Source organism: Phreatobacter cathodiphilus (genome assembly GCF_003008515.1).
Taxonomy (GTDB): Bacteria; Pseudomonadota; Alphaproteobacteria; order Rhizobiales; family Phreatobacteraceae; genus Phreatobacter; species Phreatobacter cathodiphilus.
Genome location: NZ_CP027668.1, coordinates 4365289 through 4380350 on the forward strand (window position 1 = coordinate 4365289; position 15062 = coordinate 4380350).

17 protein-coding genes are annotated in these 15062 nt (G+C 70.3%); 6 read left to right on the forward strand and 11 right to left on the reverse strand.

Annotated features, from left to right (window positions below; translation table 11 throughout):
• Positions 1 to 152: 152 nt before the first annotated feature.
• The 8 genes from C6569_RS20970 to C6569_RS21005 form a co-directional block, all read right to left on the reverse strand.
• Positions 153 to 914, reverse strand: a complete 762-nt coding sequence (locus tag C6569_RS20970) for a GNAT family N-acetyltransferase (RefSeq protein WP_106750686.1) — start codon at positions 912 to 914, stop codon at positions 153 to 155.
• Positions 911 to 1351 (reverse strand): cupin domain-containing protein, encoded by a 441-nt coding sequence (locus C6569_RS20975; RefSeq protein ID WP_106750687.1) that lies wholly within the window; start codon positions 1349 to 1351, stop codon positions 911 to 913. The genes C6569_RS20970 and C6569_RS20975 overlap by 4 nt, the downstream gene beginning before the upstream one ends.
• 11 nt (positions 1352 to 1362) lie before the next feature.
• Positions 1363 to 2283 (reverse strand): prephenate/arogenate dehydrogenase family protein, encoded by a 921-nt coding sequence (locus C6569_RS20980; RefSeq protein ID WP_106750688.1) that lies wholly within the window; start codon positions 2281 to 2283, stop codon positions 1363 to 1365.
• A complete protein-coding gene (gene hisC, locus C6569_RS20985; RefSeq protein ID WP_106751179.1) occupies positions 2280 to 3383 on the reverse strand; it encodes a histidinol-phosphate transaminase in 1104 nt (367 codons plus the stop codon). The genes C6569_RS20980 and hisC overlap by 4 nt, the downstream gene beginning before the upstream one ends.
• A 38-nt stretch (positions 3384 to 3421) precedes the next feature.
• On the reverse strand, positions 3422 to 4219 hold the full coding sequence (locus C6569_RS22455) for a chorismate mutase (RefSeq protein ID WP_106750689.1): 798 nt from the start codon (positions 4217 to 4219) through the stop codon (positions 3422 to 3424).
• Positions 4220 to 4242: 23 nt separating this feature from the next.
• Complete coding sequence (locus C6569_RS20995; protein ID WP_106750690.1) at positions 4243 to 4653, reverse strand: RidA family protein; 411 nt, start codon at positions 4651 to 4653, stop codon at positions 4243 to 4245.
• Between the two features lie 120 nt (positions 4654 to 4773).
• On the reverse strand, positions 4774 to 5379 hold the full coding sequence (gene leuD, locus C6569_RS21000) for a 3-isopropylmalate dehydratase small subunit (RefSeq protein ID WP_106750691.1): 606 nt from the start codon (positions 5377 to 5379) through the stop codon (positions 4774 to 4776).
• A 95-nt stretch (positions 5380 to 5474) separates the two neighbouring features.
• Positions 5475 to 6386, reverse strand: coding sequence for an SDR family oxidoreductase (locus tag C6569_RS21005; protein WP_106750692.1), 912 nt, complete (start codon positions 6384 to 6386; stop codon positions 5475 to 5477).
• A gap of 79 nt (positions 6387 to 6465) precedes the next feature.
• On the opposite strand from C6569_RS21005, the gene C6569_RS21010 reads away from it, so the two are divergent.
• On the forward strand, positions 6466 to 7056 hold the full coding sequence (locus C6569_RS21010) for a TetR/AcrR family transcriptional regulator (protein ID WP_106750693.1): 591 nt from the start codon (positions 6466 to 6468) through the stop codon (positions 7054 to 7056).
• Positions 7057 to 7119: 63 nt separating this feature from the next.
• The gene (locus tag C6569_RS21015; RefSeq protein WP_106750694.1) at positions 7120 to 7386 is read left to right on the forward strand and encodes a BolA family protein; all 267 of its coding nucleotides are present in this window, start codon (positions 7120 to 7122) and stop codon (positions 7384 to 7386) included.
• Positions 7387 to 7401: 15 nt separating this feature from the next.
• Here the strand turns inward: C6569_RS21015 and C6569_RS21020 are convergent, their stop codons facing one another.
• From C6569_RS21020 to C6569_RS21030, 3 genes are all read right to left on the reverse strand, one after another.
• Positions 7402 to 8568: a M20 aminoacylase family protein gene (locus tag C6569_RS21020; RefSeq protein ID WP_106750695.1), complete on the reverse strand. Its 1167-nt coding sequence runs from the start codon at positions 8566 to 8568 to the stop codon at positions 7402 to 7404.
• A 99-nt stretch (positions 8569 to 8667) separates the two neighbouring features.
• Entirely contained in the window at positions 8668 to 9657 is a 990-nt protein-coding gene (locus C6569_RS21025) for a ketopantoate reductase family protein (protein ID WP_106750696.1), read from the reverse strand.
• 16 nt (positions 9658 to 9673) lie between these two features.
• Entirely contained in the window at positions 9674 to 10807 is a 1134-nt protein-coding gene (locus C6569_RS21030; protein ID WP_245898369.1) for an NAD(P)/FAD-dependent oxidoreductase, read from the reverse strand.
• A 146-nt stretch (positions 10808 to 10953) separates the two neighbouring features.
• Here C6569_RS21030 and C6569_RS21035 point away from each other — a divergent pair, with 146 nt between their 5' ends.
• The 4 genes from C6569_RS21035 (at position 10954) to C6569_RS21050 (ending at position 15035) form a co-directional block, all read left to right on the forward strand.
• The gene (locus C6569_RS21035; protein ID WP_106750698.1) at positions 10954 to 11841 is read left to right on the forward strand and encodes an HpcH/HpaI aldolase/citrate lyase family protein; all 888 of its coding nucleotides are present in this window, start codon (positions 10954 to 10956) and stop codon (positions 11839 to 11841) included.
• A 55-nt stretch (positions 11842 to 11896) separates the two neighbouring features.
• Positions 11897 to 12502 carry a shikimate kinase gene (locus C6569_RS21040; protein ID WP_106750699.1) on the forward strand — a complete coding sequence of 202 codons (606 nt, stop codon included), beginning with the start codon at positions 11897 to 11899 and terminating at the stop codon, positions 12500 to 12502.
• 8 nt (positions 12503 to 12510) lie between these two features.
• Positions 12511 to 13647 carry a 3-dehydroquinate synthase gene (gene aroB / locus C6569_RS21045; RefSeq protein ID WP_106751180.1) on the forward strand — a complete coding sequence of 379 codons (1137 nt, stop codon included), beginning with the start codon at positions 12511 to 12513 and terminating at the stop codon, positions 13645 to 13647.
• A 104-nt stretch (positions 13648 to 13751) separates the two neighbouring features.
• Complete coding sequence (locus C6569_RS21050) at positions 13752 to 15035, forward strand: HlyC/CorC family transporter (RefSeq protein WP_106750700.1); 1284 nt, start codon at positions 13752 to 13754, stop codon at positions 15033 to 15035.
• Positions 15036 to 15062: the final 27 nt, after the last annotated feature.

The following is a 15062-nucleotide window of genomic DNA, read 5'->3' on the forward strand; positions in this document are numbered from 1 at the left end:
ATGAGGAATGGTGAGACCTGCAACCGGCCCAGCATGAACGGGCAGGTCGCGTCGAGCTGTTTGCCAGCCGCCAACCTCCCTCATCAAGAGGTGCGAGCCTGAAAGGCGAGCCTCGAAGGACGCACTTGCGCGGTGCAAGGCGCGTCGCCCCCTCACCCCTGCGCCATCCGCCGGCAGTGATAGTCATAGGCCACCGTGAAGCCGAGCCGCTCGTAGAGCGCGTGGGCCTTCACATTGGTCTTGCGCACCTGCAGATAGGCGGTGTGGGCGCCGTGCGAGCGGCCCCAATGCAGCAGCGCGCCGATCATGCGCTGCCCCGCCCCCGAGCCGCGCGCGGCCGGCGTGACGGCGAGATCGTAGAGCCCGACATAGCCGCGATCGGCGACACCGAGGCCGAAGCCCACCGCCTTCCTGTCGACATAGACGGTGGCGAAGGCGGTCTCGACGCGGATGGCGCCGACGATGCGGCCGAGCATCTCCTGCTGCCAGTCGGCGAGCTCATAGGCCTCCGCCGCGCCGGTCACCCAGGCCTCCGTCGGCTCCTCGGAGAGCACGACCGCCGCGTCCGGCGCGCCCTCCATCTTCACGCGGCTCGCGAGCGGGGCGACCATCACGTCGGTCTCGTCGTAGACGGTCCAGCCGGCCTCGGCGAAGCCTTGATCGATGCCCTCTCCCGCCAGCGGCGTGATGCGCACCATCGGCTCGATCCCGGCCTTGCGGTAGAGCGTCTTCACCGTACGGATCAGCTCCTCGGCCGAGATGGACGAGGGGTAGAAGGGGCTCGCCGCATTGGAGCGCTTGGTGTGGCCCCCGGCCATGCGCAGCATCCAGCCGTCGACATAGACGGTCTGCATGGCCGGCCAGGCGTTGAAGAGGCGCTCCTCGAGGATGCGGGCGAGGACGGGATCGTTCATGGTTCTGCCTGTCGGGTGCCCGGGTTCCAGCCGGGAGGCGCCAGCCGGAAGCCGGCGAAATCGAAGCCGGGCGCCACCGTGCAGCCGACCAGCGTCCAGTCGCCGAGCGTCTCGGCCGCCTGCCAGTGGTGCGGCGGCACGATGCCCTGCGGGCGCTGGCCGCCCGCGAGGTCCGCGCCGAGGACGAGGTGGCTGACCGGGCCGGCGTCGCCCGCCGCAAGCGACAGCCGCAAGGGCGCGCCGGCATGCCAGTGCCAGATCTCCACCGCATCCACCGTGTGCCAGTGGGAGCGTTCGCCGCGCTTCAGCAGGAAATAGATGGCGGTGGACGCCGAGCGCCCGTCCGCGCCGGGCGCGTCGCGGAAGGTCTCGCGGAAATAGCCGCCCTCGGGATGGGGCGTCAGGCCGAGCAGCGCGATGATCTCGTCGGCCGTCATCCGGTCACCCGTCACTTCCTGTTCCGGCCGAAGTCCGGATCGGCCGTGTCCTGCCGCTGGTCGATGATCGAGCGGCGGATGGCGCGGGTGCGGGTGAAGAGGTCGAAGAGCTGGTCGCCCTGGCCCCAGCGGATGTTGCGCTGGAGGGCGATGAGGTCCTCGGTGAAGCGGCCGAGCACCTCGAGCACCGCCTCCTTGTTGTGGAGGAAGACGTCGCGCCACATGGTCGGGTCGGAGGCGGCGATGCGGGTGAAGTCGCGGAAGCCGCCGGCCGAGAACTTGATGACCTCGCTCTCGGTGACCTTTTCCAGGTCCGAGGCGGTGCCGACGATGTTGTAGGCGATGAGATGCGGCACGTGGCTGGTGATGGCCAGCACCAGGTCGTGGTGGTCGGGCGCCATCACCTCGGTCTTCGAGCCGAGCCCCTGCCAGAAGGCGGCGAGGCGCTCGACGGCTTCCGGGTCGGTGCCCGGCACGGGGGTGAGGATGCACCAGCGGCCGTGGAAGAGCTCGGGGAAGCCGGAATCGGGTCCCGAATGCTCCGTGCCGGCCACGGGGTGGGCGGGGATCAGGTGCACGCCCGCCGGCATGTGCGGCGCCATCTGCGCCACGATCGAGCCCTTGGTGGAGCCGACGTCGGAGACGATGGCCCCTGGCTTCAGATGCGGGCCGACGGCCTCGGCCACCGCCCCCATGGCGCCGACGGGCACGCAGGCGATGACGAGATCGGCGTCCGTCACGGCGGCGGCCATGTCGGTGGTCGCATCGTCGGCGATGGCGAGTTCGCGCACGCGCGCGATGACCGCCTCGGAGCGGTCGGCGGCGACGACCGTGCCGGCAAGCGGCACGTTGCGCAGGGCGCGCGCGATGGACGAGCCGATGAGCCCGATGCCGATCAGCGCGACCTTGCCGAAGAGAGGCTGGCCGGTCACCGCTTCATGAACTCGGCGAGGGTCGCCACGAGATGGCGGTTGGCCTCCTCGTCGCCGATGGTGAGGCGCAGCGCGTCGGGCAGGCCATAGGCGGCGACGCGGCGCAGCACCAGGCCCTTCGAGACGAGATAGGCGTCGGCATCGGCCGCCGTCTTGCCGGCATCCTTCGGGAAGTGGATCAGCAGGAAATTGCCGACCGAGGGCGTGACCTTCAGGCCGAGCTTCTCGATCTCCGCGGTGACCCAGGGCAGCCAGGTCTCGTTGTGATCGATGGCCTTCTGGACGAAGGCCTGGTCTGCGATGGCGGCGGCACCGGCGGCGATCGCCGCGGCATTGACGTTGAAGGGCCCGCGGATGCGGTTCACCGCGTCGATGAGATGGGCGGGGCCGACCATCCAGCCGATGCGCAGCGCGGCGAGGCCGTAGATCTTCGAGAAGGTGCGCGTCATCACGACGTTCTCGTTCGACGCCACCAGTTCCAGGCCGCTCTCGTAGTCGTTGCGCCGGACATACTCGGCATAGGCCGCGTCGAGGATCAGCAGCACCGACTTCGGCAGGCCGGCGTGCAGGCGCTTCACCTCGTCGAAGGGGAGGTAGGTGCCGGTCGGATTGTTGGGATTGGCGAGATAGACGATCTTCGTCTTTTCCGTCACCGCCGCCAGGATGGCGTCGACGTCGGCCGTGAGGTTCTTCTCCTTGACCACGACGGGCGTGCCGCCGGCCGCGAGGATCGCGATCTTGTAGACGAGGAAGCCGTGCTCGGTGAACACGCCCTCGTCGCCGGGCCCGAGATAGGCGTTGGTCAGCAGCGACAGGAGCTCGTCCGAGCCCGAGCCGCAGAGGATGCGGTCGGCGTCGAGGCCGTAGAGCTTGGCGATGGCCTCGCGCAGCTCGGCCGAGGAGCCCTCGGGATAGAGCTCCAGCTTGCTGGCGAGCTTGCCGTAGGCCTCGATGGCCTTGGGGCTGGCGCCGAGCGGCGTCTCGTTCGAGGAGAGCTTGTAGACCTTGGCGACGCCGGGCGCGCCGGACTTGCCGGGCACATAGGCGTCGATCGCCATCACACCGGGACGGGGAACGGGACGCGTGGCTTCGAGGGTCATGTCGGCACCGGAAAGGAAGGGCTGGCCTGCCATCGCCGTCAGGCGGCGATCGGCCTTGCGGTGTAGCCGACCGTGCGGGCGGCTTCAACAGCCATGCCCGAAGCCGCGTCCTGCGCGATCTCGGCCTCGGAGGCCTCGCGCGGGCCCCAGGCGAGGAGGTGATGGCGGCCGCCCTCGTCGGCGCTCGCCAGCACGGCGTCGACCTCCACGGCCGGGCGGCCGGCGAGGGTCACCGCGACGAGGCGGGTGTCGAGGCCCGCCGTGTCGATGGAGGGATGGCCGATGACGAGGGCCTGCGGCGGGCGCGGGCTGGCGGCGCGGGCGATGGCCGGGGCGGTGGCCATGGCGATGGGCTGGCCGGAGCCGCCGAGCTTCTCCCACCAGGGCTCGCGGGCGGGGCCGAGGCCGATGAGGCCGAGATCGCCGCGGTCGCGGGCGATGGCGGCGACGACGGAGGCCGGGCTCGAGTGCTTCACCAGCGGCACGCCGAAGCCGAAATGGAAGCGGGCGAGCTCGCGGGCGTTCTCCTGCTCCGGCCCCATGACCACGTGCACGGAGTGCGGCGACTGGACATAGGTGAAGGTGGAGATGATCTGCCGCCAGATCTGCACCACGAGCTCCACCGGCAGGCGGCCCTTGTGGTTGTCGACGAGGCGGCGGACGACGTCGGCCTCGCGCGCCGGGCGGAAGGCGGAGCCGGTCTCGGCGGTCTTCTTCACCTCGATCAGCCGCTCGATGATCTGGCCGCGCTCCATCAGGAGGCCGTGCATGGCGGCGTCGATGCGGTCGATCTCGCCGCGCAGGTCGGCAAGGCTCGGCAGGGTGGGATCGGTCATGGCAGGTCCGGCCGGTGGCGGCGTCAGGAGAAGAGGGTGTCGGTGGCCCCGCCCGGCAGGGCGGCGGTGACCTCGATCTCGACCTTCATCTCGGGCTTGAACAGGCCGGCGACGACGAGGAGCGTCGAGGCCGGGCGGATGTCGCCGAAGACCTCGCCGAAGATCGGGAAGACCGTCTCGGCATCGGCGGCGTCGGTGATGTAGTAGGTGGCGCGCACGACGTTCGCCATGGAGGTGCCGGCCTCCTTCAGCGTCGCAGCGATGGTCTTGAAGCAGTTGCGCGTCTGCTCCTCCACCGAGGCCGGCAGCGTCATGGTGGCGTAGTCGTAGCCGGTGGTGCCGGCGACGAAGACGAAGCCGCCCTGGACCACGGCGCGGGAATAGCCGGCCGTCTTCTCGAAGGGGGAGCCCGTGGAGATCAGGCGGCGTTCCATGGCGGTGTCCTCGTGATGGTGGTTCGGTGGACCGTCGGCTCGTCGGGGGACCCGCGCGAACCTCAGCACGTCATGCCCGGGCTTGTCCCGGGCATGACGACTTCGAGCCCTCGCCCTGCCTCAGAGCCAGGGACGCGCCGTCGACACCGTCTTCTCGAAGCTGTCGATCGACTTCTCCTTGACCATGGTCAGGCCGATGTCGTCGAGGCCGTTGAGCAGGCAGTGCTTGCGGAACGGGTCGATGTCGAAGGTGATCGTGCCGCCGTCGGGGCCGCGGATTTCCTGCGCCTCGAGATCGACGGTGAGCGTCGCGTTGGAGCCGCGATCGGCGTCCTCGAACAGCTTTTCGAGGTCCTCCGGCGAGACCTTGATCGGCAGCACGCCGTTCTTGAAGCAGTTGTTGTAGAAGATGTCGGCGAAGCTGGTGGAGATCACGCAGCGGATGCCGAAATCGAGCAGCGCCCAGGGGGCGTGCTCGCGCGACGAGCCGCAGCCGAAATTGTCGCCGGCGACGAGGATCTGGGCGTTGCGGTAGGCCGGCTTGTTGAGCACGAAATCCGGGTTCTCCGACCCGTCGTCTTTGTAGCGCGCCTCGGAGAACAGCCCCTTGCCGAGGCCGGTGCGCTTGATGGTCTTCAGGTACTGCTTGGGGATGATCATGTCGGTGTCGACGTTGATCGTGCGCATGGGCGCGGCGACCCCGGTCAGGACGGTGAACTTCTGCATGGGTTTCCCCCTCACGGCTCGTTGGCCGGGATGTATCAGAGGGGTGACACTCCCGGCAAGGCGGCCGAGCGGGCCGCGGGCTTGCGGAAGCCGCGTCAGAACCTCGTCCCCGTCAGGTCCTCCGACACGGTCCAGAGCCGGGCGGCAGCCTCCTCGTCCAGCGCCGGCGGCGGAAGGGTCGCCGCGGTCGGATGGCCTCTGGTTTCGTTCAGCCGGTCCGGGCCGTAATAGCCGCCGCCGGTCGCCGCGGGCGACGTGGCGGCATAGAGGGTCGGCAGGGCGCCCTGCGCGGCCGGCTGGAACAGGAACCAGAGCAGGCTGCGCGCGAGGCCCATGGGGCTGTGCCGCCCCGGTGCGTTGTGCAGGAGGTCCGTGCGGGCGACGCCGGGATGGGCGGCGATGCCGGCGATACCCCATCCGCCCGCCCGGCTGCGCCGCTCGAACTCGAGGGCGAACATCAGGCAGGCGAGCTTGGACTGGCCGTAGGCCTGCATCGGGCGATAGGAGCGCTCGGCGTTGAGGTCGTCGAAGGCGATCGCGCCCTGTCGCGCCGCGATGCTCGACAGGGACACCACGCGCGCCTCGCGGCCGCGCCTGAGCAGCGGCATCAGCCCGGCCGTCAGGGCGAAATGGCCGAGATGGTTCGTGGCGAGCTGAAGTTCGAAACCGTCGACCGTCACCTGCCGCTGCGGCGGCACCATGACGCCGGCATTGTTGACGAGGAGATCGAGCCGCTCCTCCCGGCCGACGAAGCGCCGGGCGAAATCGGCGACGGAGGCAAGGCTCGCGAGATCGACCCGCTCGAACCGAATCGCCGCGGAGGGCAGCGCGCTCCGTATCGCCGCGACGGCCTCGGCGCCCTTCGCTCCGTTCCGGCCGGCGATCACCACGTCGGCACCGGCTCTGGAGAGAGCGAGAGCCGTCTCGAAGCCGAGCCCGCCCGTGCCCGTCACCAGCGCCTTGCGGCCGTGCTGGGCGGGCATGTCCGCCGTGGTCCACCTTGCCATCCCGTCATCCTTCCGTAAAACTGCACTTGGTGCAAAAATATATGCACCAAGTGCAATCTTGCATCAAGGGCAAATTTCAATGGGCGATGGGGACGGCGCGCCCGGCCTTCGGGAGCGCAAGCGTCGCGAGACCGCGAAGCGGATCGTCGAAACCGCCGTCGGTCTGTTCATCCGCCAGGGCTACGACGCGACGACGCTGGACGAGATCGCCGCGGCGGCCGGCATTTCGCGACGGACGGTGTTCAACTACTTCGCCTCCAAGGACGACATCCTGCTGTCGCTCGAGAGCGAGACGGGGGACCGGCTCGCTGCGCGGGTTCTCGCCGAGCCCGACGACAAGGACCCGCTGGAGGCGGTGCGCGACGCCATCGTCGCGGAACTGGCGCGCTACCCCGCCGGGGAGATGATCGCCATCGACCGTCTCATGCGGTCGAACCCGGCAGTGCAGGCGCGCAAGCTCGCGAGCTATGTCGCTCACGAGCGCACGCTGTTCGCCGTCATGCGCGAGAAATGGCCCGCGCCCGAGCGCGAGCCGTCGCTGCGCCTCGTCGCGATGATGGCGATCGGCGCCCTTCGTCTGTCTCTGGAGGCCTTCGGCCGCGAGGGCGGCGCCCGGCCCGTCGGCGACATCCTGCGCGAGACCTTCGCGGCGCTGGAACGGCGGGGCTGAGCATCGCCCGCCGGGCTTGCGGTGCCGGGCCCGCCGGCCGATATGGCGGATCGGGAGACGACCATGACCGTTCGCGACACCATCACCGAGAAGCTCACCGCCGCCTTCGCCCCCACGGCGCTGGAGGTGATCGACGAGAGCCACCACCACGAGGGCCACGGCGGCTGGCGCGAGGGCGGCGAGACCCATTTCCGCGTCAGGCTCGTCTCGGCGGCCTTCGCCGGCAAGTCGCGGGTGGAGCGCCACCGGATGGTCAACCAGACCCTCGACGCCGAGCTGAAGGGCCGCGTCCACGCCCTCGCCATGGAGACGAAGGCGCCGGGGGAATAGGCCGGCGCCGCGCCCTCAGGCCGGCATGCGGGTCTCGACGAGCTTGGCCCAGTAGCTCATGCCGATCGGGATGATCTCGTCGTTGAAGTCGTAAGCCGGATGGTGGACCGAGGCCGTGTCGCCCTGGCCGATCATGATGAAGGCGCCGGGGCGGGCCTGGAGCATGTAGGAGAAGTCCTCGCCGCCCATGATCTGCGGCGCGTCGTCGTTCACCGCCTTCTCGCCCACCACCGCCGCCGCGGCGGCCACCGCATGGGGCGTGTGGGCGGGATCGTTGACGGTGGCCGGCACAACGCGCTCGTGCTCCACCGTGGCGGTGGCGCCGAAGACGGCGGCGGTCCGCTCCGCCACCTCGCGGAGCCGCACCTCGATGAAGTCCCGCACCTCCGCGTCGTGGGTGCGCACCGTGCCGCGCAGCTCCGCCGTCTGCGGAATGACGTTGTTGGTGAAGCCGGCGTTGAAGGCGCAGATGGAGATCACCGCGCTCTTCAGGGGGTCGACGTTGCGGGCGACGATGGACTGCACCGCCGCGACGATGTGCGAGGCGACGAGGATCGTGTCGATGGACTGATGCGGGCGCGCCGCATGGCCGCCCTTGCCCTCGACATGGATGCGGAAATTGTCCACCGCCGCCAGCATCGGGCCCGGACGAATGGCGAACTGGCCGACGGGCAGGCCCGGCGCATTGTGCATGCCGTAGACCTCCTGGATGCCGAATCGCTCCATCATGCCGTCGAGGACCATGGCCTCGCCGCCCTTCTCGCCCTCCTCCGCCGGCTGGAAGATGACGGCGACGGTGCCGTCGAAATTGCGCGTCTCGGCGAGGTACTTCGCCGCGCCCAGCAGCATGGCGGTGTGGCCGTCGTGGCCGCAGGCGTGCATCTTCCCCGGCACCTTGGAGGCGTGGGGCAGGCCGGTGATCTCGGTCAGCGGCAGCGCGTCCATGTCGGCGCGCAGGCCCACCACGTTGGCCGACCTGTTCGTCCTGCCGCGGATGATGCCGACGACGCCGGTGCGGCCGATGCCCGGCACGACCTCGTCGCAGCCGAACTCGCGCAGCTTGTCGGCGACGATGCCGGCGGTGCGGTGCACCTCGAATTGCAGCTCCGGATGTTCGTGGATGTCGCGGCGCCAGGCGGTGACCTCCTCGTGGAGGGCGGAGATGCGGTTGACGATGGGCATGGACGGGCTCCGGACTGCAGGCGAGGCGGAAAGGCTAGCGCCTGGACAGGGTGGATGGGAGAGCGCCGGCGGATTGCTGGAATGCGCCCGCGCCGGCCGTTAGATCTTCATCGCCTCGCGGCTCGACGCGTCGAGGGCGCGCAGCAGCGGCAGCACCACGTCGATGGCCGGCGTGGCGACGCCGTTCTCCCGGCCGAAGGCCTGCAACTGGCCGACGATGGCCTCGACCTCCATGGGCCGGCCTGCTTCCGCGTCCTGCAGCATGGAGGGCCGGCCGCCGGGACGTCCGGGCTTCGCCGGCACGGAAGCCGCGGGGTCGACGGTGTGGGTCAGGTCCCAGCCGAGGGACTTCGCCACTTCGAGCAGCTCGCGGATCAGCGTGACGCCGAGATCGGCGATGGCCGGAACCTCGTGCCAGCGGCCGAGCGGCAGGCGGGTGAGCGCGCAGAGCGGGTTGGCGGCGATGTTGAGGACGAGCTTCTCCCACATGGCCTTGCGGATGTCGGTGGAGACCTCGCCGTTGAGCCCGGCCTTGCGGAAGACATCCGCCGCGGCGTCGGCGCGGGGCGAGGCGTCGCCGGTGGGCTCTCCGATGATCCAGCGGTTGCCGGCCGAATGGGTGATGAGGCCGGGCTCGGTCACCGCATTGGCGGAATAGACGACGCCACCGAGCACGCTCTCGGGCCCGAGCTCGCGCCACAGCTTGCCCTCGGGGTCGAGGAGGGGGAGCGAGCCGCCTTCCTCGTCGATGCCGTGGTTCCACCACCACGGCACGCCGTTGGTGAAGAACAGGGCGGCGGCGCCGGGCGCGAGAAGCGCCTTCAGCGGCGCCGCGATGGCCGGCAGGGAGTGCGCCTTCAGCGTCACCACCACCAGGTCCTGCGGCGGCAGTGTCGCGGGATCGTCGGTGGCGGCGAAGGGCTTGCCGCCCAGCGTCTGGCCCTCGCTGTGGAGCGTGATGCCCTTGTCGCGGATGGCGGCGAGATGGGCGCCGCGCGCCACGATGGAGACCTCGGAATCGCCCGCCGCGATCAGCCGGGCCGCGGCGTTGCCGCCCACCGCGCCGGCGCCGAAAATGCAGATCTTCATGGGGGAGGCTCCGGGGTCAGATCACGTTGAGTTCGAGGACCGGCGCGTTCCGCAGGATGCGGTCGAAGCCGAAGACGGAGAGGTCGAGGCTGCGCCAGCCGCCGTGGACGATGAGTTCTGCCAGGGCCCGGCCGGCAGCGGGGGCCTGCTGCAGGCCGTGGCCGGAGAAGCCGTTGACGAACATCAGGCCGGCGACGCCCGGATGGGGGCCGATGATGGCGTTATGGTCGAGGGTGTTGAAGTCGTAGTGCCCGGCCCAGGCGCGGATCTGGCGGAGCTGTTCCATCGCCGGGATGCGCGTCGCCCAGGCCGGCCAGACATGGGCTTCGAACTCGTCGTGGGCCGGCTCGAAATCGCCGTAGGCTGCCGGGTCGGGATCGCCCCCGCCGGGCCCCCAGCCGCCGATGACGAGGTCGCGCTCGGGCCGCATCCAGACGCCCGAGGGATCGACGATCAGCGGCATGTCGGGGAAGGTCTCCGGGCACTTCACCACGAAGACCGTGCGCTTCCGCGGTTCCACGGGAAGCGGCACGTCGATGCCCGCCGCGAGCCGCCCGGCCCAGGCGCCGGCCGCCAGCACCAGCGTGCCGCAGGAGCGCGTGGAGCCGTCCTGCATCACCGCGCCGGTGACGCGGTCGCCCTCGCGGGTGAGGGAGGCGACGTCGCCCTTCTCGTAAATCGCGCCGGCATCCCGCGCGGCCTTGCGGAACAGGTCGAGCAGCATGGCGGCGTCGAACCAGCCCTCGCCGGTGCGGCCGAAGGCGCCGAGGGCGATGTCCTCGGTGGAGAGCCAGGGAAAGCGCGCCTTCAACTCGGCCGGGCCGAGCAGCAGGATGTCGGAGCCCTCGGCGACCTGCGTCGTCCAGTTGGCCTCCAGCACGGCGCGCCCGCCCTCCGAGGCGAGGATGAGATAGCCGCCCTCGCGGAAGCCGATGTCGGCGTCGGCGCCGAAGCGCTCCCTCAGGCCGCGGATCACCTCGATGCCGAAGCGGCTCATGCGGATGTTCTCAGGCGTCGAGAACTGCTGGCGGATGGAGGCGGCCGAGAGCGTGGTGGAGGCCTGCGCATAGGTCGGGTCGCGCTCGATGACGCGCACCGTGCCGGCATAGCCGAGCTCTTTCTTGAGGAAATAGGCGGTGCAGGAACCCATGATTCCGCCGCCGACGATCAGCACATCAGCGTGTGTCACGCGTCTTGTCTCTTTCGGATTTATCGTCTCGTTCGGAAGGACGATGGCATGCATGCTGCGATGCAGCTAGCCTTGCCGCACATAGCCCACCTCCGGACCCGAACGCCATGCCGATCCGTCCCCGCCGCTCCGTCCTCTACATGCCCGGCTCCAACGCCCGCGCGCTCGAGAAGGCCCGCACGCTGCCCGCCGACGTCGTCATCCTCGACCTCGAGGACGCGGTGGCGCCCGACGCCAAGGAGATCGCCCGCGGCCAGGTGGCGCAAGCGGTGCGCGAGGGCGGCTTCGGGCCGCGCGAGGTGGTGGTGCGGCTCAACGGGCTCGACACCGCCTGGGGCGAAGGCGACCTGAAGGCGCTCGCCCCTTCCGGCGCCGACGTCATCCTCCTGCCCAAGGTGAGCCGGCCGGAGGATCTCCTCGCCGCCGGCAAGGCCATCGCGGCGGCCGGCGCGCCGGAGCGCACCGCCGTCTGGGCGATGATGGAGACGCCGCTCGCCATGCTGAACGCGGGCGCCATCGCCGCCGCCGCGGCCGACCGGACGACGCGGCTCTCCGGCTTCGTCATGGGCACCAACGACCTCGCCAAGGAGACCGGCGCGCGCATCGTGCCGGGACGGGCGCCGATGAACGCCTGGCTGATGACCTCGCTCGCCGCGGCGCGCGCCCACGGCCTCGCCATCCTCGACGGCGTCTGGAACGAGATCGCCGACGAGGCCGGCTTCGCGCGGGAATGCGCCGAGGCGCGCGACATGGGCTTCGACGGCAAGACGCTGATCCATCCGAGCCAGATCGCGCCCTGCAACGCCGCCTTCTCCCCCGCCGAGAAGGAGGTCGCCTGGGCGCGCACCATCATCGCCGCCTTCGACCAGCCGGAGAACGCCGCCAAGGGCGCGATCCAGGTGGAGGGCCGCATGGTGGAGCGCCTGCACGCGGAAATGGCGCGCAAGCTCGTCGCCATCGCCGACGCCATCGCGGCGCGCGAAACGGCGGCCTGATCTCCTCCCATCCGCTCGGTTGCCCTGCCGCCCCAATCCGTGAGACACGGGCGTCATGGCGGGTGAGGTATCCTCGGCGGCTCCGGCCGCCATCGACGTGAAGCGGCTGCGCGAGGCGCTGGGCAGGCGCTCTATCGTGCTCGTCGGGCTGATGGGCGCCGGCAAGTCCTCCATCGGCCGCCGCCTCGCTCACCGGCTGGGCCTGCCCTTCGTCGATGCCGACACCGAGATCGAGAAGGCGGCGGACCTGACGATCCCCGAGATCTTCGACAAGCACGGCGAGGCCTATTTCCGCTCCGGCGAGGTCCGTGTCGTCGCCCGCATCCTCGACGCGGGGCCGCAGGTGCTCGCCACCGGCGGCGGCGCCTACATGAACGCCGACACCCGCGCCCGCATCCGCGAGCGCGGCATCTCCATCTGGCTCAAGGCCGACCTCGACGTCTTGATGAAACGCGTCAAGCGGCGCGGCGACCGGCCGCTGCTCAAGGCCGACGACCCACAGGCGGTGCTGAAGCGGCTGATGGACGAGCGCTATCCCGTCTATGCCGAAGCCGCGCTCACCGTCCTCTCCCGCGAGGCGACCCACGAGGACGTGGTCGAGGACGTCATCCGGGCGCTCGCCGCCCATATCCTGCCGCCCGCCGAACGAGACGCGCCGTGACGCCTGCCGTGACCCCTGCCGCCGATCCCCAGGGCCTGACGCGGGTGCCCGTCGCCCTCGCCGAGCGCTCCTACGACATCCTCATCGGCTCGGGCCTCGTCCGCGGCGCTGGGGCGACGCTCGCCGAACGCTTTCCCGGCCGCGCCGTCGCCATCGTCACCGACGCCCATGTCGGCGAGATCCACGGCCCGGCGCTGGAGGCGAGCCTTTCCGGCGCCGGCATCCGCCACCACCGCATCACCGTCGCGCCGGGCGAAGCCACCAAGCGCTTCGCCGTGCTGGAGGAGGTGGTGGACCAGATCCTCGCCCACCGTCTCGAGCGCGGCGACATCGTCCTCGCTCTCGGCGGCGGCGTGGTGGGCGACCTTGCAGGGTTCGCCGCCGCCATCGTGCGCCGCGGCATGGGCTTCGTGCAGATGCCGACGAGCCTGCTCGCCCAGGTCGATTCGTCCGTGGGCGGCAAGACCGGCATCAATTCGCGCCACGGCAAGAACCTGATCGGCGCCTTCTACCAGCCCGGCCTTGTGCTGGCCGACACCGACGTGCTCGACACCCTCTCCACCCGCGAGTTCCGCGCCGGCTATGCCGAGGTGGCGAAGTACGGGCTCATCGACGATCCCGGCTTCTTCGCCTGGCTGGAGACGAACTGGCGCGGCGTCTTCCAGGGCGGCCGCGACCGCGTCCACGCCATCGCCACCTCCTGCCGCGCCAAGGCCGCCGTCGTCGCCCGCGACGAGACCGAGACCGGCGACCGCGCCCTGCTCAATCTCGGCCACACCTTCGGCCACGCGCTGGAGGCCGCCACGGCTTACGACGGCGCCCGCCTCGTCCATGGCGAAGGCGTCGCCATCGGCATGTGCCAGGCCTTCCGCTTCTCCGCGAAGCTCGGCCTCTGCGCACCGATGGACGCCGTGCGCATGGCAAACCACCTGAAGGCCGTCGGCCTGCCCACCGAGCTGTCCGAGATTCCCGGCGGCGTCGGCGACGTCGACCGCCTCATGGCCGCCATCGGCCAGGACAAGAAGGTCGCGCGCGGCAAGCTGACCTTCATCCTCGCCCGCGGCATCGGCGAGAGCTTCATCGCCCGGGACGTCGATCCCGCCGCCGTCCGCGAATTCCTGGCGGAGGAGCTCGCGAGAGACTGAGGCGGGCCGGCCGTGCCTTGCCTCCCCGCCGAAAGGCTTTAGGTCTAGAACCGGACACGGACCGATCTCCACAGGGACGAGGCCCCGAGCGGCCCACGAGGACCATGGACGAACTTGCAATCAATCCCTGGCTGGCGCTGGCGCTCATCGCCGTCTGCCTGCTGCTGTCGGCCTTCTTCTCGAGTGCCGAGACCGCCATGTCGGCGGCGTCCAAGGCGCGGATGCTGGCGCTCGAAGGGGCGGGCGACAAGCGTGCCGGCATCGTCAGCCGCCTGCTCGACACCCGCGAGCGGCTCATCGGCGCCATGCTGGTCGGCAACAACATCGTCAACACCGGCGTCGCCGCCTTCGCGACCTCGCTCTTCGTCGCCGTCCTCGGCGCCGAGGGCGTGATCTACGCCACCGCCGTCATGTCGGTGCTGCTCATCGTCTTCTCCGAGGTGCTGCCGAAGACCGTCGCCATCTCGCGGCCCGAATGGATGGCGCTCATCTATGCCCGCCCGGTGGCGCTGGTCGTCGCCCTGTTCGGCCCGATCCTGGTGGCGGTGGAGGCCCTGGTCCGCGTCGTTCTCCGGCTCTTCGGCATGCGCATCAACGAGAACCAGAACGTGCTGACCGGCGCCGAGGAGCTGCGCAGCACGGTCGAGCTGATGCACAAAGAAGGTTCGTTCGCCAAGCACGACCGCGACATGGTCGGCGGCATCCTCGACCTGAAGGACCTGACGGTGGAGGACGTCATGGTCCACCGCACCAAGATGGTGACCATCGACGCGGGCGACGCGCCGGAGAAGGTCGTCCGCGACGTGCTCGCCGCGCCCTATACCCGCATCCCGCTGTGGCGCGACTCGCCGGAGAACATCATCGGCGTGCTGCACGGCAAGGACCTGCTCAGGGCGCTCGCCGCCGCCGACGGCGACCTCGCCAGGATCGATCCCGCCGCCCTCGCCCTGCCGGCCTGGTTCGTGCCGGATTCCACCAGCCTCCAGGACCAGCTCAAGGCCTTCCTGCGCCGCAAGACCCATTTCGCCTTCGTGGTGGACGAATATGGGGAGGTGATGGGCCTCGTGACCCTCGAGGACATCATCGAGGAGATCGTCGGCGACATCAAGGACGAGCACGACGTACAGGTGACCGGCGTGCGCCCGCAGCCGGACGGGTCGGTCAATGTCGACGGTTCCGTGCCGGTGCGCGACCTCAACCGCGCCATGGACTGGCGCCTGCCCGACGAGGAGGCGACCACCATCGCCGGCCTGGTCATCCACGAGGCGCGCTCCATCCCCGAGAGCGGCCAGACCTTCACATTCCACGGCTTCCGCTTCCAGGTGCTGCGCCGCCAGCGCAACCGCATCTCCGCCCTGAAGATCACACCGCTCGACCGCCTGAACTGACCGGGCGGGGCCGCCGGAAGGACATCG